Consider the following 17,334-nt stretch of genomic DNA (forward strand, 5'->3'; position numbering starts at 1 on the left):
CCGAGCAGGCGTCGGCGCTGCCCTTCCCCGGTCTTCGCCATCCATCCCGCCGCCTGCGTCCCGACATGAACCTCCCCTCTCCGCTCCGAGTCCTCGCGCTGGCGGTCCTCGTCACCGCCTGCGCCACGTCGCCCAAGCCCCTCCTCGCGTCCAAGCCGGGCGAGCCTCGCTACGTCGTCGGCTTCCTCTCCCTGCGCCCCACCACCCCCGAGGCAGCCGAGGAGGCCCGCGCCCAGGAAGCACGACTCCTCACCGCGCTGACCGAGCTGACCCGGAACACGCCCATCGACGTGGTGCGCCCCACCGTGGCGGTGCCGGCCTCGCTCGAACAGGCGCCCGGGCTCGCCCGCGAGGCGAAGGTGGACCTGCTGCTCTGGGGTGACGCCACGGTGGACGCGGGCAAGCTCACGGTGAAGCTGAGCGCCTTCGAGACACTGCTGTCCCTGCCCTCGTCGTTCTGGCCCATGGAGTACGCCGCCGGCGACGCGAAGCGACCCGAGGCCCTGTCACTGGACGCCCTGCGCCTCTCGCAGGCGGTGCTCCAGGAGACCCTGCTGCCGATGATGATGCTCGACCAGCCGGCGAACACGCGCGCCGTGCTGGACGCGCTCGTCGTGAAGCAGACCAAGGACTGGGTCGACTGGAACATGGACATCATCCAGCGACGCTGGGGCATGCTGGGTCGGCTCCTGCGTGACGGCGCGCTGACGGAGAAGGGCTACCGGGCCGCTCTCGACAGCGTCCTCGCCTGGCGCAAGGACCACGCGGCCACGCCGAGCTCCGACATCAAGGAAGCCTTCTACAGCGTCGGGCTCGCCCGGGGACTGCTGCTGCAAGGCAAGCCCCAGGCGGTGGTGGACCTGCTCGCGCCCATCGTCGAGCGCATGCCGAGAGACCTCGAGTCCCGCCTGCTGCTCGGCCGCGCCCTGCTCGCCCTGGGCCGCGCGAAGGACGCGGCGGACACCCTGGAGCCGCTCGCCCGCGAGGGCACGTCCATCGGCGCCACCCGCATCTACGTCGCGGCAGTCACTGAGTTGCCCGATGGCCCATCACGCGCGACCACGGCGCTCGACACGTTGGTGGAGAAGAACCCGGAGGACGCCATGGCCCATCTGCTCCGCCACCTCACGGCGCCGGGCACCCGGGACGCCTCCGCGCTGAAGGCCTTCACCGCCACGCACCCCGGCGAGGACTGGCCGCTCCCCCTGGCGCGCCACCTCACGGGCGAGGCCCCGACCTTCGGCGCCAACCCGGACGCGGAGGAGGCGACAGACCACGGCGTACGCCTGCGTCGCATCCAGCTCCACTACTACCTGGGCGAGGCCGCGCTCGCGGGTCGGCTCCCAGGCAAGGCAGGCGTCGTCGACCCCACGCTGGCCCGACAGCACTTCGAGGCCGCCCTGGCCACGCACGCCTTCCACCATCCCACGTACGACGTGGCGGACTTCCAGCTCGAGCAGCTCGCCCGGGCACCGTCGGCCGAGACGCCCTGAGCGCCGTTGCGCAAGAAGCACGGCTCCGGGGTGATGCCGTGACGCGGGCTGTGAAGGGAGCACGGATGCGGCTGGGAACGATGGCGACACTCACCGGGCTGCTCTGTGCTTGCGGCACGGGCCTCCAGAGCGCTCCTCCGGACGCGGGGGCGGCTCCGAAGGAGGAGACCCTCCCGCCCATCACCCTGGAAGAAATCGCGGTGACGGACCATGAGGACGGCACCCTTACCGTTCGCGTGCGAGGCGTGGACTTCAGCACGGGCAGCCTCCTGGTGATGACGCGGCGGACGCTCGCCACCCAGGTGACGAGCAGCACCGAGCTGCGGGCGACCCTCCCTCCCTCCTTCCTGGAGGAGCGCGAGGGCCTCTATCTCGAAGCGCTGACCGCCTCGCCCCAGTACCCGCATGGCGCCAGGTCCCCGCAGCTCGGGTTCAATATCCCCGCCCCCGAGCTGACCACCGTGGAGCCCCCAAGCGTCCCCGCGGGCTCGTCCGAGCCCACCACCGTCCTCCTCTACGGAAAGAACTTCGTGAGGAACAGCGTGGTCACCTTTCGTGGGTTGACGTACCCGCTCCACGTGGTCAGCCCCACCAGCGGCGTGGTGAACCTGCCCCCCATGCTCCCCCCCGGCGAAGAGGAGTTCGAGCCCATCCACATCGGCGTCCCCGCGCCGATCTCCGCGGAGACGAACTCCGGATGGCTGACGGTGTCGGCGCCCTCTCCCTGAGGTGAGGGCGCCGGGTCTCACTCCTCCGAAAGGAGGGGTGACCTCCCCGAACAGGCAGGTCCCCTCCCTGCCCGGTCCGCCGATGTGGCGCGCCCTCGAGGCTTTTACCTTCCGCCTCGAAAGGAACACGCCATGTCCACCGACCTCTCCTCCCTCTCCCAATCCCTCGCCTCCGTGGTGGAGCGCACCGCGCGGAGCGTCGTCCGCGTGGACGCCCGCCGTCGTCGCTGCGCCACCGGCATCGTCTGGAGCGCCGACGGGCTCATCCTCACCACCAGCCAGGTCGCCGAGCACGGCAGCCACCTCCAGGTCGGCCTGGGCGACGGGCGCACCCTCCCCGCCGAGCTCATCGGCCGGGACGCCAGCACCGACGTCGCGCTGCTGAAGGTCGACGCCACCGGACTCAATCCGCTCACCCCCACGCCGCTGGACGGCGTGAAGGTGGGGCACCTCGTCGTCACCGTGGCGCGGCCGGGGCGCACGGCGAGGGCCACGCTCGGCATGGTGAGCGCGCACGGCGAGGGCTGGCGCACGCACGCGGGCGGACGCGTGGACCGCTACCTCGAGACGGACGCGGACCTGCCTCCCGGCTTCTCCGGGGGCGCGCTGGTGGATGCGACGGGACAGTTCATCGGAGTGCTCTCCGCGGCCTTCTCTCGCACGTCCGCGGTGGTCATCCCGCACGAGACACTGACGCGGGTGACGTCGTCACTGCGAGAGCACGGCGGCATCCGCCGGAGCTACCTGGGCGTGGGCGCGTATCCCGTGAAGCTGCCGCAGCACCAGTGGGCGGCGGCCGGAGCGGAGGCAGGGCTCATCTTCCTCTCCGTGGACCCTGAGGGCCCCGCGCAGAAGGCCGGGCTGCTGATTGGCGACGTGCTGGTGAGCCTGGATGGACAGTCACTGCACCGCGTGGAGGACCTGCTCGGCTATCTGGGCGACGCGAAGACGGACACCACCATCCAGGCGCGCGTGCTGCGAGCCGGCGAGGTGAAGGAAGTGCCCATCACCCTGGGCCGGCGCTCGTGAGGACGAGGAGCACACGATGAAACTCCTGCAACAGTTCTCGGACGACCTGGAGACGCTCGTCGCGCGCGCCTCGCCCGCGGTGGTGGGCGTGGAGCACGCGCGGGGCCATGGCACGGGGCTCTTCCTCACGCCGGATGGCTACGTGCTCACCAACCGCCACGTCGTCATGCGCGGCTCGCGCAAGCTGACGGTGCAGTTGTCGAACGGAGAGGAGCTGCGCGGCTCGCTGGTGGGAGGCGACGCGCCCACGGACCTGGCGGTGGTGCGAGCGGAGGGGACGGACTTCCCGACGCTGCCGCTCGCCGCGCCGGAGACGGTGCGCGTGGGCCAGCTGGTGATGGCCATCGGAAATCCGTTCCGGTTGGAGCAGTCGGTGGCGCTCGGCGTGGTGAGCGCGGTGAACCGGAGCGTCACCCTGCCGGACGGCGTCATCCTGGAGGGCATGCTCCAGACGGACGCGGCCATCAACCCGGGCAACTCCGGCGGGCCGCTCATCAACACGCGGGGCGAGGTGGTCGGGCTCAACACGCTGGTGCTGCCGTACGCACAGGGCATCGGCTTCGCGGTGAGCGCCACCACGGCGGCGTGGGTGGCCAGTCTGCTCATCCAGCGTGGCAAGGTGGAGCGGCGCTTCCTGGGCATCGCGGCGGCGGCGGTGAACCTGGGCGCGGAGCACGTGAGAGACCTGGGGCAGCCCCGGGCCGTGCGGGTCATCAAGGTGCAGGGTGGAACACCGGCGGATGACGCGGGGCTCCAGCCGGAGGACCTGCTGCTCGCCATCAACCGACGACCGGTGAGCAGCGTGGACGACCTCCAGCGACTGATGGCCCTGGCGGCCGATGACGAAGTCTCACTCGACGTGCTGCGCAAGGGACGGCGAAGGACGGTCGCGGCGCGCACGCGTCCACGCATCGAGCCGGTGGCCGCGTGAGCACGGTGTGGCTCCGGGGCCCTGTGCGCCTCGGAGCCACGGCTGTCATTCCGGCCGGTGCGGACCCGCGGCCTTGACGGAATGACAGACACCGAAGGACGCGAGTCGGTCGGAGCGAGGGGAACGCCACCTCGGCACGTGGCTTGAAACGCGGGCGGCGATGACCGAATCCATCCCTCGTCGCCCGTTGTCACGAGCACTCCGCCAGGCTGGCCTCGCGCTGCTGTGGGTCGCGGGGCTCGGCGTGTTGGCGTTGTTCGCGATGCTCGTGGGTATCTCCGTCAACTCGGACGGTCCACGTCGAGAACGCGCGGCCCTCGACCTGCGCTCCATCCAGGGAGCGCTCCTGCTTCACCAGGACGCACAAGGCCGGCTCCCCACGGAGACCGAAGGGCTCAGGCTGCTCGTCGAGCACCAGGCGCTCCAGGCCCTGCCGATGGACCCGTGGCACAACCCCTACGAGTACACGGTGCGCGACGGACAGGTGAGGCTGCGCAGCCTCGGCGCCGATGGAGACCTCGGCGGCGACGGCAGCGACGCGGACATCGAGCTGACCTTCCCCGTGGCGACAGCCCCCGAAGGCAGGCCGACGCCATGAGCCCCTCGACGCATCAGCTCATCACCGGTCTCTGGCTCCACCTCTCGGGAATCCTGGCGGCGCTGCTGCTGGCGATGCTCCTTGTGGGCTGCTTCGCCAGCCTCTTCCGCGAGGACCGCGACAGGGCCTAGACGCGAGAGCCTTCTTCCTGCTGGGGCCTGTCGTCCAGGAAGAGCCGGTCCTCGAAGCACCACACCCACGTCTCACCCGGCTCGAACGACTGCACCACCGGGTGCTTCGTCTGATGGAAGTGCTTCGTCGCGTGCTTGTTCGGCGACGAATCGCAGCACCCCACGTGCCCGCACTCCAGGCAGCGGCGGAGGTGGACCCACTGGGCATTCATCTTCAGGCACTCCTCGCAGCCGTTGGTCCGCGGCTCGGGGTTGCCCGCCTGCTCGATGTGCTTGCACTCGGTCGCCATCGCTCGTCTCCATTCGAAACACGTTGTCCGCGGACAGGGTGTGCACGGGGCCTTCGCTCCACCATGTGCTGGGCATCCGGGCAGCCAGGCTCACGGCTCCTCGAAGCCCGCCGTGGCACGATGACGATGCACGTCCCACGCTGAGGCGTATGCCTCCCGACACCACGTCCGTGGCCTACGCCAGTCCGCGCGGGCGCGGGGTGCTGCTGGCCAGCGTGCTCGGCAGTGGCATGGCCTTCCTCGACTCCACGGCGGTCAATGTCGCGCTGCCCGCGCTCGGTCGCGAGCTGCACACGGGCCTCGCCGGCCTCCAGTGGGCCGTGGATGCCTACCTGCTCACGCTCGGCTCGCTCGTGCTCACGGGCGGCGCGCTCGGTGACGCGTGGGGGCAGCGACGCGTCTTCGTGCTCGGCCTCGTGGCCTTCACGCTCATGTCCGTTCTCTGTGGACTCGCCCCCAACGCCTGGACGCTCGCTCTCTTCCGCGCGGCGCAAGGCATGGGCGCGGCGCTGCTGGTGCCCGCGAGCCTCGCGCTCCTGCGCACCTCCTTCCCCGAGGCGGACCGACAGCGCGCGGTGGCCGCGTGGGCGGGACTCTCGGGTGTCACCACGGCCCTGGGCCCGTTGCTCGGAGGCTGGCTGGTCGACGCCGCGTCCTGGCGCTGGGTGTTCTTCCTCAACATCCCCATCGCCGTGCTCGCCGTCTGGGCGGCCCTCCGCTACGTGCCGGATGACCGGCCCACACGAGACACACGAAGGCTGGACCTCGCCGGCTCCATCACCGCGGCGCTCGGCTTGGGCGGCGTCATCTACGCGCTCATCGAAGGTCCCTCGCGAGGCTGGTCCCTCGCGCCCGTGCTCGCCGCCGTGGCTGGCGTGGCGCTCCTGGCCGCGTTCCTCGTCATCGAGGCACGCGCGAGACATCCGATGCTCCCACTCGGGCTGTTCCGCTCGCGGACGTTCTCCGGCGCCAACCTCACCACGCTCGCGGTGTACTTCGCGCTGGGCGGCGTGAGCTTCCTGCTCATCCTCGCGCTGCAGCAACAACTGGGCTACTCGGCGCTCGCCGCGGGCGCATCCCTGCTGCCCATCACCGTGCTGTTGCTCACGCTGTCTCCGCTGGTGGGAAGGCTCGCGGGACGCATCGGCGCGCGTCCGTTGATGACGGCGGGGCCGCTGCTCGCGGGCCTCGGCATGGCGCTGCTCACGCGGCTGCACCGTGGCGGTGGCTACGTGGACACGGTGCTGCCAGGGGTCCTCGTGCTGGGCCTGGGCTTGAGCCTCACCGTGGGGCCCCTGACGGCGGTGGTGCTCGGCGCGGTGGAGGACCGACACGCGGGCATCGCCTCGGGCGTGAACAACGCGGTGGCGCGCATCGCGGGCCTGCTCGCGGTGGCGCTGTTGCCGTTGCTCGGTGGGCTCGCGAGCAAGACAGGGGACGCGTTCCTCCAGGGAACACGCGAGGCGCTCTGGGTCTCCGCGGGCCTGTGTGGAGCGGGAGCGCTGTGCTCCCTGCTCCTGCTGCCTCGTGACGTGGGCCGGGTGGAGCCAAGGCCACCTCGCTCCGAGCGCCCTTCCGCTCCAGAGAAACCTTTACGCGTGTGACGGGTAGACGCCCTCGGGACCGCGAAGGTGCGCTCCTTCAATCGAGGTCAGCTCGCGCCAAGAGCAGAGAGCAGCTCGTTGGTGAGCGCCTGACATGACGCGGCGACTTCATCAGGGTCCATGAGGGGGCCGACAGCACGAACCGTCATCTCGACTCCGATGCCTTGCGGCGCCGAGAACTGCTGCTCGAGCAACTCCAGTCCGAGCCGCGTCGGCTCCGAGGACTTGGGGTCGGTGAGCAGCTTCTTGAATCGCTCCATGAGCACATCTACATCCGTGCCCCGCAGAAGCCGGAAGATGTCCAGCGCATCCTTGTCGCTCAGGCGAGCCGTCCCCTGCCTGTCCTGAATCTTGCGGGCCTTGGCGACGAGCAATGCGGCGGGCCCCGCCACCCGCACGTCGAAGGAGCGGGAGTCCTTCTCATCGAGCGCGGACAGTCGCATGACATCCGCATCGACCAATGCCCCGTCGAGCCCCTCCACTCTGCGCGCCGCACGGGAGTCGTGTCCTGGGAGTTTGGCGGAACGGCCCTTTCCCGGACTGACCGAGGCGGGAACGAGCAGGTCCACCGCGACCTTTGTTTCAGCACCGGCGCTCGTGGGTCGCGTCGCAATCCAGATTCCCACCGAGCTCCTGGACTCGGGGAAGAACCCCGCCTTCGTCAAGGCCTCCTCCAAGGGAGGAATCTCCTCGAGGACCTCCGGGTCGATGGCCAGGTCACCATCCGTGGTGAAGGGAGCCACGGCGAGTTCCGCCTCGCCCACGCGCAGATACACCGCTTGAGCCCCAACCAGCACGACCGCCTCACGATGAGGCCCCAGTGCCTCGAGCGCATCGAGAAGGACCCGCCGCGCCACGACATACAACTCAGCGGGCTTGTTCACCCGCGCCACTGCTCCTCGTTCTCCAGCATCCATCGAATCAGTTCCTCCCCCTCGGCGGGCCCACGGCCAGGACTCGTCAACAAGTCCATCGCGGCCTGGCTCGGAGCGACGTACCAGACGCCAGCGCGCTGAATCGCCCCCTCGAATATGCCTTCATCATCGGGCTCGATGAACAGCACGTTCGCCCCTGACTCCGCGGGACGGAGCCCCAACCGCCTCGCGGCCTCGACAGCATCTCGGACCCACACCGTCGCAAGCCGCACCGGGGCCGTCGGCGCGAACGCCTCGGAAGCGAGCCCTCCCGTCAGGGCATACCGCTCGTCCGACTTCGCGAGCCGACCAACCAGCGCGGAGAGCCCTCTTGGTTCGAGGTAGGTCCGCGCTTCGCCCCGAGACTCCAATGGCGCTTGCTGCGCGCAGTACCTGAGCAACCCAGGCCAATCCACGCTCTGCATCCGTCCATGACCGACGCGCGTGATGAGTGCTTCCTTGTCGAGAAGCGCGAGCACCCGGGAGACGTACCCCGCATCGACCTGGGTCAGGGTGGAGAGTTCACGCACCCCTGGAGGCACCTTGCGGTCGATCAACGCACGCGCGACCCGACGCGCCTTCGCGCCACGCATGGAAAGCGCGGGACGCTCCGAACGTTCAGGGTCCTCCCTGGCTCCCTCCGCTTCGATGTAGAGGCCAGGCGTGGAGACGACAAGCCGCACGTTCCCGGTCAGGTCCAGGTATCCCACCTGGGCTTCTCGCAGGCGCTCCTGGGTGAGCTTGCTCAGATAGGGAGCCAGGAGCACCAAGGTCCGGGTTGAGCGCAGGGCCTCGGTCCGCAACACGAGGGCGGCGACATCTCTCGGCTCGAACCGGGCACGGGCTTCCAGCGCCAGCACTCCCCTATGCCCATCAGGTGCCCGGAGCTCCGCCAGGGCATCAACGGAGAGAAGCGCCTGTTCGAACGCCAGCTCACCGACCTGCCAGCCTGGGGGAAGCCGCTCCTGTAGCCCTCGGAGTCCTTCGCGGATGAGCTTGTTGTCCGATTCGGCCATGTTGCACAACATGCACAACATAACCCATCCAGGCAACTATACTCACTTGTTGCTGGTCATCCTGGTGATGCACAACAGGTGCAACTCACCATGATTGAGCAACAACTACATGGACTCACCTAGGTAGCTGGCCTCCTGAGCAGTGTCCCGACCAAGACAGGGGGTTCCGACCCTGGAAACACGAAGGTCCTCCTCCCGCGAAGGGAAGAGGACCCTGGGGACCACAGGTGGCCAGCGTCTTCAGCTCTTGTACTTCACCGAGCAGCCGTAGGGCGTGGTGGTGGCCGCGGGCACGGGCTTGCCATTGAGCACCGCGTCCACGGCGGTCTGCACGTGGTTGACCTTCTTGTCGTTCTTGCCGCGCGGGTCATCATCGATGGCGCCCGCGTAGCGGACCACGCCCTCGGTGTCGATGATGTACATGTGCGGCGTTGTCTTGGCGCCGTACGCCTTGCCCGTGGCGCCGCTCGCGTCCTGGAGCACCGGGTAGGCGAAGCCCTCCGTCTTCTTCCAGGCCGCGGACTTCTCCGGCGTGTTGTGCGCCGTGGAGTCCACCGCCAGCCACACGACCTTCTGGGCGTCGAAGCCCTTGAGCGTCTTGGTCATCGTGTCCGCCTCGTAGTGGCGCTTCACGAAGGGGCACTCGGGGTTGGTCCACTCCAGCACCACCACCTTGCCCTTGTACTTCGACAGCGAGTGCTCCTTGCCGGCCTCGTCCTTCAGCGTGAAGGCGGGAGCGGGCTTGCCGACCTCGGCATCCGCGAGGGCGGGCATGCCCACGAACAGCGAGCCGAGCGCGAGCGCGGTGAAGACCTGCTTCATGGCGTTCCTCCAGGTTGGGGACTGCATCACATGACTGCGGATGACTTCGGATGCCTCAAGGCCGCGGGAGCTGCGCGGCGCACAACACCTTCGAGCCGTCCGGACGCGGCGAGCACGCCGACGCGCGCTTCACCGAGTCCACCACCGAGTCCACCGTGAGCAGCTCCGGCAGCACCTCCGGCTTGTCCGGCGCGCTCGGGCTCAGCACCAGGTACATGGGGACACCGGCGCGCCCATGGTCCGCCAGCCGCGCGGTGATGCGCGCGTCGCGGCGCGTCCAGTCCGCCACGAAGAAGGCCACCTGGTGCTCGGTGAACGCGGCGCGGACCTCCTCGCGCGACAGCACCGTGCGCTCGTTGAACTTGCAGGTGAGACACCAGTCCGCGGTGAAGTCGATGAACACCGGCTGCCCCGCCGCCAGTGCGGAGGCCACCGCCTCATCGCTCCACGGCTGCGCCATCGCCACGGTGGAGGACGCCTTCGCCGCCGGAGCCGCCGCCTCGTCGAAGCGCAGCGCCGCCACGCCCGAGCCCACCAGCACCACCGCCGCGATGCCCAGCGACGCCCAGCGCTTGCCGCCCTCCTGCAGCTGCGACTGGCCATACACCCACGTGCCCAGGCCCACCGCCACGAGGAACGCGAGCAGCCGCGCCATGCCGTCCACACCAGCCAGCCCGCCCATCACCCACACCAGCCACACCGTGGTGCCCAGCAGCGCGAAGCCCAGCACCTGCTTGAAGCGCTCCATCCACGCGCCCGGCTTCGGCAGCTTCTGCGCGAGCCCCGGCACCAGCACCAGCAGGCAGAACGGCAGCGCGAGCCCCAGGCCCAGCGCGGTGAACACCGCGAGCACCGTCAGCGGACCCGCGGCGAAGGCGAAGCCCACCGCCGTGCCCAGCAGCGGCGCCGAGCAGGGCGTGGCCAGCACCACCGCGAGCACACCCTCGCCCGCGCTGTGAAGCAATCCGTGGCTCTGGTCCACCTTGCCCGCGAGCGCCGTGCCGTCCAGGCCCACGTTGAAGACTCCGAAGAGGTTGAGCGCGAACGCCACCAGCACCGCGCTCACCGCCGCGACGAAGAGCGGCTCCTGGAACTGGAAGCCCCAGCCCACGCCCGCCCCGCCCGCGCGCACCGCCAGCACCGCGCCCGCGAGCACCAGCATGCTGGCGATGATTCCGCCCGCGTACGCCGCCGCGTGCGCGCCCACCCGGCCCTGCTCCTGGCGCACCATGCGCGTGAAGCCGTAGGCCTTGAGCGCCAGCACCGGGAACACACACGGCATCAGGTTGAGCAGCGCGCCGCCGAGGAACGCGAACAACAGCGCCATGCCCAGCCCCATGGACGCCTCCTGGGGCGCGGCCGGCGCGGCGCTCGTCACCGGCTTCACCGCCGCGAGCGAGTCCTTGATGGAGGGCGCCTTCGCCACCGCCGTCGGCGCCAGGCCCGGCGCCGCGGCCACGAAGGGCGCCAGGGCCAGGTCCACCTCGAGCGCCTGATAGCCCGTGGCCTTCGTCCCCAGCCGCAGCACGCCCTTGAGGCGCGGCTCGACCTCGGGCGCGTCCGGCTCCGCCTTGCCCTTCAACGCATAGCGGCCCGGGGCCGTCTGCGTGAGCGTCACCTTGTCCACGCCGGGGTTGCGCTCGGGGACGAAGAAGTCCTTCTCCGTCGCGGCTACGCCAGCGCCGCCCGTCAGCGTGACGGTGCCGGTGAACTCCTTGCCCGCGGTGAGCTCCTTCGCGTCCAGCGCGAGCACCGCGCTGTGCCCCGTGTCCTTCGTCGGGCGGGGGACCTGCGCCTTCGCCGCGTCGAACGTGGGCGCGGCCTCGGTGTCCGCCACCGTCGCGGGCCCCACCGGGATGGAGCGCGTGAGCATCAGGTCCGCGGGGATGCAGTGCACCTCGCACACCAGCGCGTTCACCGCGGCCGACAGGTTGAGCGAGCCCGAGGCCTGCTCGGAGGCGCGCGCCTGCGCGAACAGGAGCACCTCCCCCTCGTAGCCGTGCGTGGTGATGAAGCCGTCCGGGGTGCGGAAGGTGCTCGGGAACGGCCACTGGAGCGCGCCCACGGTGGAGCCGGGCGTGTCCCACGCGATGTCCGTCTCCAGACCGGAGTCGCCCGGGTTCTTCCAGTAGACATGCCAGCCCGGGTCCAGCCGGAAGCGCACCCCCACGCGGAAGGTGTCGCCCGGCTTCACCTGGGTGGAGTCCACCAGCAGCGCCGCCTCGATGCGCGGGTCGCCCTCGTCGGGCGCGCCCGTGGCCACCGCGGACGGAGGCAGCGCCGCGTGCGCCACCGCCGCCGTCAGCCACAGACCGATACCGCCCACCAGGGCGAACCTCTTGGACACCGAGTGCTTCATGCGCCTCCCGTTAACCCAGCCGAGACGGGCCCGCCAGCATCGGCGCGGGGACCACGTCCGTGCCAGAACCTCCCAGGCGGGCGGACATTCCCCGCGCCCGGCTGTGGTCCAGGGAGGTAACGAGGCACACATTCCAGCGCCAACACGGGGGCGGCCCACCCGGGAGGGGCAGGCGGCCGAGCCTCAATCCTCCGACTTCCAGGGCGCCAGGGCGGGCAGGGGCAGCGCCGGACCGATGCGGCTCAGGGTGATGCGGGACGCCTCCGAGTGCGCGCGGCGCATCACCAGCGCCTGGGGCTGGGCCGCGCGACGCTCGACGATGCGGCGCAGGTCCGCCAGCCGCTCCAGGTGGCGCTGCGGGGGCACCTCGGGCGCGCCCAGCCGCGCGAGCTTGTAGAGGGCCAGGTCCGCGGACTCCAGCGCCTGCTCCGCGGCGGACTGCTGCTTGCGTCCCAGCGACTTCCAGGCGGCGGCCTCGGCGGCCACCAGCTCCAGCTCCGCGGACACCGCGCGCACGAAGCGGCCCGGGTCGCTGTCGGTGTCCACGCGCGTGACGGACACGGGCCCCCGGCGCGTGTCGCTGCCCTCCACGAAGGACGTCGTCACACCCAGGCTCCACTCGGTGGACACCGGACGTCCCGCGAAGAGCACGCGGCGCGGGAAGGACTGGGACACCGAGCCCAAGGACGCGCTCATCGCGTCCCCCTCCACCCGCGCGGGATAGCGGTGCCGGCAGCGCAGCTCCAGGAAGCCCGAGGGCAGCACGTACACGCGCGCGTCCGAGCCCACCTCGCCGAACAGCTCCGCGGACAGCGAGCCCACCGCGTCGGGCAAGCCCTCCGGGTCGTCCACGTGCACGAAGCCCGTGCCGGACGGACTGGTGAGCGCCTCCAGGATGTCGGGCAGGTAGTGGCGCCCCAGGCCCAGCGCGTGGAGGACGACGCCGGACTCGACGACGCGGGCGCCCAGCGTCTTGAACTCGGCGAGGTTCGACACGCCGACGGACGGCTCGCCGTCGGTGAGCAGCAGCACCTGGGGCCGCGCGCCGGGGACGAGCACGCGGCGCACGGCGTCCGCGCCCCGCTCCACGGCCTCGTGCAGCGCGGTGCCCTCGCCGGACTCCAGGCGGGAGAGCGCCTTGAGCAGCGCCGCCTTCGCGGGCGCGTCCATCGCGCGCACGGGCAGCACCTGCTCCGGCTCCGCGTCGAAGGTGAGCAGGCCCAGGTAGTCACGGGGGCTGGCGCGCTCCACCAGCGCCTGCGCCGCCTGCACCGCCGCGAGCAGGGGGATGCCGCGCATGGAGGCGCTGCGATCCAACACCAGGTTCACCGCCACGGGGGCGCGAGGCGCGTCGACGTCCGCCTCCAGCGTGACGAGCAGCAGCACTTCCCGGCCGTGCTCCGCGTCCCGCTCCACTGCCAAGGCCGTCTGCTTCATCCGCGCTCCCGTGCGAGCCCACGACCCGTCCCGCCCGCGAACCGTCCCAGGCAGACGGCGCCCGCCAAGGCCGGAAGTCTCATGGACCTTCAGGGGGCGCCTCGCGGGGGTGAGGCCAGCCCGTCGAGGATGTCGGCAGTCACACCCCGGACGCAAGAGGGGCCGTCCGCACCCCACGCGGAGCACGACACACGCCGTCGCGATTCGAGTCTTGTCCGGGAAATCCCACCGGCCCGGGAGCCACCAGCAAGGGGCCACCGCGCGAGCCGACCGACGTCTCAGCAATGCCCCCGCGCGTCCACGAGCCGCGGGGGCCGCGTGTCACTCCGCCGCGTTCCAGCCACCCCACGACTCCTCGGCGTAGCCCCACCTGCGGCCACCTGCGGAGCCATCCACGGGCGTCACGCTCTCGCACTCGCCATCTTCCGCGAGGTCCACATACGGCAGCCCCTCATCGTCCATGTACGTGGTGTCATCGTGAACCATGTCCGGCTCCTCCACGGGCGCTCCGCTCGACGAGGTGAACGGCCTTCCGGCTCGCCTCCTCGCAGACGCCCCTTTTTCGGTCCTCGTGGGCCCGCCCCATGCGGTACCCGGCTACGACTCGTTGACCGATTTACTAGCCATGGTGACCATGTCGCTTCGCGTTGTAAAGCCCTTGGGACGTCAAAGTTTCGGGCCCTCCCTCGCTCCGCTGCTCCCCTGCCTGCCCACCAGCCACGAACCCAACAAATCCAGCGGGTTGGGGCAAAATCCGGTGGCGGACAGTCTAGGGAGCCATCGTACAAGGTAGGGCCGACCCTGGCCGGATGGAAGCACACACCTGTCAACACTCGGCCGTTTTCAAGCGGGTGAGCGCTGAGTGCGGGTGTTGGTAAATCGGTGTAGCGAGCCAGCTTGCTCGCCCAGGGCACCGCGCCGTGCTTCAGTCCCGGACACGGCGCCCGCTCGATGCTTGATTCGAGAATCACCCCTGTTAGGGTTGACGGGCACTCAAGTTTTGCCGCATCGCGGCAACGGGCCTACCGCAACATCCCCTGAGAGGTCCCCCGAGTCCCAATGAGCCCCATCATCACCGGCCTTTTGCTCGCCATTGCCATCCCCATCTTCGTGATGACCATGTCCGGTCGCGTGGGCGTGCTGCTCGCGATGAAGAAGGAGGGGCGGCTCGACAACATCCCGCTGCGCATCAAGCGGCTCGTGCTCTTCGGGCTCGGGCAGAAGCGCATGGTGGACCCGGAGGAGTTCACGCCCGGGTTGATGCACGTGCTCATCTACGCGGCGTTCATGGTGCTGCAGGTGCGCACCATCATGATGTTCGCGATGGGCTTCTCGTCGGGCGCGCTGGAGCTGTTCACCGACCTGAGCCACCCGTTCTGGCTGGAGAACGCCGGGCTGGGGATGCTCTACCGCGTCTACCTGCTGGTGAAGGACGTGGTGGCGGCGCTCGCGCTGGTGGGCTGCGGCTACTACGTGTGGACGCGCTGGAAGGTGAAGCCGGACCGCATGTCCCAGTCCTGGGAGGCGTACCTCATCCTGGGCTTCATCTCCGGGCTGATGGTGTCCGAGTTCCTGTTCGGCGGCAGCCACATGGTGGCCGCGAACGCCGCGGCGCAGGTGCCGGTGGGCGCCACCCAGGTGCCCGCCTCTCCGTCCGCGCTGGTGTGGTGGGAGCCGTTCACCAGCCTGACGGGCCTCTTGATGATGCCGCTGGGCGCCACCGCGGCGCACGTGCTGGGCGTGGCGGGGTTCTGGATCCACCTGGTCATCGTCCTGGCGTTCCTGAACTTCCTGCCCATCGGCAAGCACTTCCACATCATCACCGGCCTGCCCAACGTCTTCTTCCAGCGCACGCACTCCACCGGGAAGCTGTCCACGCCCAACCTCGAGAAGGAGGAGTTCGGCGCGGCGACGGTGACGGACCTGACGTGGAAGCAGGGCCTGGACCTGTACTCCTGCACCGAGTGCGGCCGCTGCCAGACGCACTGCCCCACGTACATCACGGGCAAGCCGCTCACGCACAAGGCCGTCAACCAGGACCTGAAGCACTGGCTCTGGGACCACGAGCAGTGGGTGGAGGAGGGCTACGGCCCCAACCACGTGAAGGAGGCCCTGCCGGAGATCGTCGGCAGCGCGCTCAAGTCGGAGACGGTGTGGGCCTGTACCAGCTGCGGCTGGTGCGAGCAGGCGTGTCCGGTCTTCATCGAGAACGTGCCGCGCCTCATCGACATGCGCCGCTACCAGGTGCAGGTGAAGGCGGACTTCCCGCCCGAAATCCAGCGCGTGTTCGAGGGCATCGAGCGCCAGGGCAACCCCTGGGGTCTGGGCCAGGACCGGCGCGACGAGTGGGCCGAGGACCTGGCGCTGCCCACGTGGGGTGACGACGGCGGCCCGTACGAGTACCTGTTCTTCGTGGGCTGCGCGGGCAGCTACGACGACAAGCAGAAGAAGGTCAGCCGCTCGCTGGTCAAAATCATGCGGGAGGCGGGCGTGAGCTTCGCCACGCTGTCCAAGCAGGAGATGTGCAACGGCGACTCCGCGCGCCGCATGGGCAACGAGTACCTGTACCAGACGATGGCGAAGACGAACGTCGAGTCGTGGAACTCGATGGGCGTCAAGGCGGTCATCACCCAGTGCCCGCACTGCTTCAACACCATCAAGAACGAGTACCCGGAGTTCGGCGGCGAGTACCGCGTCATCAACCACACGGAGCTCATCAACGAGCTGTTGCGTGAGAAGCGCATCAAGCTCTCCGCGGTGATGAACACGAAGCTCACCTACCACGACCCCTGCTACCTGGGCCGGCACAACGGCGTGTACGACGCGCCCCGCGAAGTGCTCAAGGCCATCCCCGGCCTGGAAGTGGTGGAGATGCAGCGCAGCAAGCGCGAGGGCTTCTGCTGTGGCGCCGGTGGCGGCCGCATGTGGATGGAGGAGCACATCGGCACGCGCATCAACCACAACCGGTTGAACGAGGCGGCGCTGACGCTCAAGCACGCGGAGGACCCCACGACGCCGTTCCCGGACGCCGCGGACAAGAAGAAGCCCGGCCAGGTGGGTGACTACAAGGAGAAGGGCGGCACGGGCATCGTCGCCGTCGCGTGTCCCTTCTGCTCCACCATGCTCGGCGACGCGGTCAACGACACCGGCCGCGAGGAGAACATCAAGGTCAAGGACATCACCGAGCTGGTCGCCGACGCCATGGAGACGCGCGGTGGCCCGGCCGGCGGTGTCACCCCTGGCGCCACGCTGAGCGCCAAGCCGGAGTAGCGCCGCAACCGCTTCGAGCGAGGGCCCGGAGGCTTCCTTCAAGGAGCCCCGGGCCTTCGTCGTTTCAAGCGCCCCACGGACGGCTCAGGGCTCCCACTCCAGGAGGTACGTGCAGGAGGGGCCCTCGCGGTGGAGGATGGCGACGCGGGGACCTCGCGCGCCGGAGAGCGTGAGCACCGACTCCAGCACGCCCGCGTAGTAGGTGGGCCGCTCGTTGATGTCGCTGAGCCACAGCTCCACGCGCCCCGGCGCGCTCGCCTTCACCTGGGACGTCACGTAGTTGTCCGCGCCGCGAAAGCCTCGGTTGAGCTGGAACAGCACGAACTGGGGCCCCAGCGCGCGCACCCCCACGCCGAGCATCCGCCCCAACACCGTGCCCAACAGCCCCTGCATCACGGTGTGGCCCAGCTGGCGCCACGCCTCGTCCTCCGGGAGGTCCGGCCACACATCCGCGAGCACGATGCGCTGCCAGCGCAGCCACTGCGACAGCGGATAGGTGGGCAGCAGGGGCTTGGACAGGTCCAGGCCCGCCTCGCGAAGCGCCTCCCAGCCGGCGGCGGAGAGGCGGTCCTTCAGCGCAATCTGGAACAGTCCGTGGACCGTCCCGCCCTGGACGAGCTTCGGTTCAGGGGTCTCCATGTGGCCGCTCCATAGAGGACCCGACGCGCGGGGTCTCGCTTCACACTTCCAGACCACCGTATGTCCCGCGGGC

The 17,334-nt window shown here is 70.0% G+C and carries 16 protein-coding genes; 8 read left to right on the forward strand and 8 right to left on the reverse strand.

Translation table 11 applies throughout. The annotated features are described in order from the left end of the window. The first annotated feature begins 65 nt into the window (after positions 1-65). The 6 genes from VZQ01_RS17875 (at position 66) to VZQ01_RS17900 (ending at position 4,910) form a co-directional block, all read left to right on the forward strand. Entirely contained in the window at positions 66-1,493 is a 1,428-nt protein-coding gene (locus VZQ01_RS17875) for a tetratricopeptide repeat protein (RefSeq protein ID WP_426748456.1), read from the forward strand. A gap of 65 nt (positions 1,494-1,558) precedes the next feature. Continuing rightward, positions 1,559-2,221 carry a choice-of-anchor Z repeating domain-containing protein gene (locus VZQ01_RS17880; protein WP_426748457.1) on the forward strand — a complete coding sequence of 221 codons (663 nt, stop codon included), beginning with the start codon at positions 1,559-1,561 and terminating at the stop codon, positions 2,219-2,221. A gap of 132 nt (positions 2,222-2,353) precedes the next feature. Continuing rightward, positions 2,354-3,250, forward strand: coding sequence for a S1C family serine protease (locus VZQ01_RS17885; RefSeq protein ID WP_426748458.1), 897 nt, complete (start codon positions 2,354-2,356; stop codon positions 3,248-3,250). Between the two features lie 16 nt (positions 3,251-3,266). Then, positions 3,267-4,181 (forward strand): S1C family serine protease, encoded by a 915-nt coding sequence (locus VZQ01_RS17890; RefSeq protein ID WP_426748459.1) that lies wholly within the window; start codon positions 3,267-3,269, stop codon positions 4,179-4,181. 160 nt (positions 4,182-4,341) lie between these two features. Next, positions 4,342-4,779, forward strand: a complete 438-nt coding sequence (locus tag VZQ01_RS17895) for a type II secretion system protein GspG (RefSeq protein WP_426748460.1) — start codon at positions 4,342-4,344, stop codon at positions 4,777-4,779. After that, positions 4,776-4,910 (forward strand): hypothetical protein, encoded by a 135-nt coding sequence (locus tag VZQ01_RS17900; protein WP_426748461.1) that lies wholly within the window; start codon positions 4,776-4,778, stop codon positions 4,908-4,910. The genes VZQ01_RS17895 and VZQ01_RS17900 overlap by 4 nt, the downstream gene beginning before the upstream one ends. On the opposite strand, the gene VZQ01_RS17905 is transcribed toward VZQ01_RS17900, so the two are convergent. Then, positions 4,907-5,200, reverse strand: coding sequence for a UBP-type zinc finger domain-containing protein (locus VZQ01_RS17905; RefSeq protein ID WP_421542255.1), 294 nt, complete (start codon positions 5,198-5,200; stop codon positions 4,907-4,909). The two genes, VZQ01_RS17900 and VZQ01_RS17905, sit on opposite strands and share 4 nt — an antisense overlap. Before the next feature lie 149 nt (positions 5,201-5,349). Between VZQ01_RS17905 and VZQ01_RS17910 the strand changes: the two genes are divergently transcribed. Further along, the gene (locus VZQ01_RS17910; protein WP_426748462.1) at positions 5,350-6,804 is read left to right on the forward strand and encodes an MFS transporter; all 1,455 of its coding nucleotides are present in this window, start codon (positions 5,350-5,352) and stop codon (positions 6,802-6,804) included. 47 nt (positions 6,805-6,851) lie between these two features. Here VZQ01_RS17910 and VZQ01_RS17915 read toward each other — a convergent pair whose 3' ends face one another. The 6 genes from VZQ01_RS17915 to VZQ01_RS17940 all read right to left on the reverse strand — a co-directional run bounded on the left by VZQ01_RS17915 (position 6,852) and on the right by VZQ01_RS17940 (position 13,838). Beyond that, on the reverse strand, positions 6,852-7,688 hold the full coding sequence (locus VZQ01_RS17915; protein ID WP_426748463.1) for a GSU2403 family nucleotidyltransferase fold protein: 837 nt from the start codon (positions 7,686-7,688) through the stop codon (positions 6,852-6,854). Next, entirely contained in the window at positions 7,685-8,734 is a 1,050-nt protein-coding gene (locus tag VZQ01_RS17920) for a hypothetical protein (protein WP_426748464.1), read from the reverse strand. Before VZQ01_RS17920 ends, VZQ01_RS17915 begins: the two co-directional genes overlap by 4 nt. Positions 8,735-8,974: 240 nt before the next feature. After that, on the reverse strand, positions 8,975-9,556 hold the full coding sequence (locus VZQ01_RS17925; RefSeq protein WP_223751842.1) for a thioredoxin family protein: 582 nt from the start codon (positions 9,554-9,556) through the stop codon (positions 8,975-8,977). Positions 9,557-9,611: 55 nt separating this feature from the next. Further along, the gene (locus tag VZQ01_RS17930) at positions 9,612-11,915 is read right to left on the reverse strand and encodes a protein-disulfide reductase DsbD family protein (RefSeq protein ID WP_426748465.1); all 2,304 of its coding nucleotides are present in this window, start codon (positions 11,913-11,915) and stop codon (positions 9,612-9,614) included. A 183-nt stretch (positions 11,916-12,098) separates the two neighbouring features. After that, a complete protein-coding gene (locus tag VZQ01_RS17935; protein ID WP_141331093.1) occupies positions 12,099-13,352 on the reverse strand; it encodes a vWA domain-containing protein in 1,254 nt (417 codons plus the stop codon). A 321-nt stretch (positions 13,353-13,673) separates the two neighbouring features. Then, a complete protein-coding gene (locus VZQ01_RS17940) occupies positions 13,674-13,838 on the reverse strand; it encodes a hypothetical protein (protein ID WP_170300443.1) in 165 nt (54 codons plus the stop codon). A 573-nt stretch (positions 13,839-14,411) separates the two neighbouring features. On the opposite strand from VZQ01_RS17940, the gene VZQ01_RS17945 reads away from it, so the two are divergent. Beyond that, positions 14,412-16,622, forward strand: coding sequence for a (Fe-S)-binding protein (locus VZQ01_RS17945; protein WP_426748466.1), 2,211 nt, complete (start codon positions 14,412-14,414; stop codon positions 16,620-16,622). A gap of 84 nt (positions 16,623-16,706) precedes the next feature. Here VZQ01_RS17945 and VZQ01_RS17950 read toward each other — a convergent pair whose 3' ends face one another. Beyond that, the gene (locus tag VZQ01_RS17950) at positions 16,707-17,261 is read right to left on the reverse strand and encodes a DUF2378 family protein (protein WP_426748467.1); all 555 of its coding nucleotides are present in this window, start codon (positions 17,259-17,261) and stop codon (positions 16,707-16,709) included. Between the last annotated feature and the right edge of the window lie 73 nt (positions 17,262-17,334).

This window comes from Myxococcus faecalis (assembly GCF_050039385.1).
Classification (GTDB): Bacteria; Myxococcota; Myxococcia; order Myxococcales; family Myxococcaceae; genus Myxococcus; species Myxococcus fulvus.

What these genes read in the sequence shown, in the direction of transcription:
- VZQ01_RS17940 (WP_170300443.1), bottom strand. Translation starts at nt 13,838, where the DNA reads ATGGTTCACGATGACACCACGTACATGGACGATGAGGGGCTGCCGTAT.
- VZQ01_RS17895 (WP_426748460.1), top strand. Translation starts at nt 4,342, where the DNA reads ATGACCGAATCCATCCCTCGTCGCCCGTTGTCACGAGCACTCCGCCAG.
- VZQ01_RS17885 (WP_426748458.1), top strand. Translation starts at nt 2,354, where the DNA reads ATGTCCACCGACCTCTCCTCCCTCTCCCAATCCCTCGCCTCCGTGGTG.
- VZQ01_RS17920 (WP_426748464.1), bottom strand. Translation starts at nt 8,734, where the DNA reads ATGGCCGAATCGGACAACAAGCTCATCCGCGAAGGACTCCGAGGGCTA.
- VZQ01_RS17930 (WP_426748465.1), bottom strand. Translation starts at nt 11,915, where the DNA reads ATGAAGCACTCGGTGTCCAAGAGGTTCGCCCTGGTGGGCGGTATCGGT.
- VZQ01_RS17925 (WP_223751842.1), bottom strand. Translation starts at nt 9,556, where the DNA reads ATGAAGCAGGTCTTCACCGCGCTCGCGCTCGGCTCGCTGTTCGTGGGC.
- VZQ01_RS17890 (WP_426748459.1), top strand. Translation starts at nt 3,267, where the DNA reads ATGAAACTCCTGCAACAGTTCTCGGACGACCTGGAGACGCTCGTCGCG.
- VZQ01_RS17880 (WP_426748457.1), top strand. Translation starts at nt 1,559, where the DNA reads ATGCGGCTGGGAACGATGGCGACACTCACCGGGCTGCTCTGTGCTTGC.
- VZQ01_RS17900 (WP_426748461.1), top strand. Translation starts at nt 4,776, where the DNA reads ATGAGCCCCTCGACGCATCAGCTCATCACCGGTCTCTGGCTCCACCTC.
- VZQ01_RS17905 (WP_421542255.1), bottom strand. Translation starts at nt 5,200, where the DNA reads ATGGCGACCGAGTGCAAGCACATCGAGCAGGCGGGCAACCCCGAGCCG.
- VZQ01_RS17935 (WP_141331093.1), bottom strand. Translation starts at nt 13,352, where the DNA reads ATGAAGCAGACGGCCTTGGCAGTGGAGCGGGACGCGGAGCACGGCCGG.
- VZQ01_RS17875 (WP_426748456.1), top strand. Translation starts at nt 66, where the DNA reads ATGAACCTCCCCTCTCCGCTCCGAGTCCTCGCGCTGGCGGTCCTCGTC.
- VZQ01_RS17950 (WP_426748467.1), bottom strand. Translation starts at nt 17,261, where the DNA reads ATGGAGACCCCTGAACCGAAGCTCGTCCAGGGCGGGACGGTCCACGGA.
- VZQ01_RS17910 (WP_426748462.1), top strand. Translation starts at nt 5,350, where the DNA reads ATGCCTCCCGACACCACGTCCGTGGCCTACGCCAGTCCGCGCGGGCGC.
- VZQ01_RS17945 (WP_426748466.1), top strand. Translation starts at nt 14,412, where the DNA reads ATGAGCCCCATCATCACCGGCCTTTTGCTCGCCATTGCCATCCCCATC.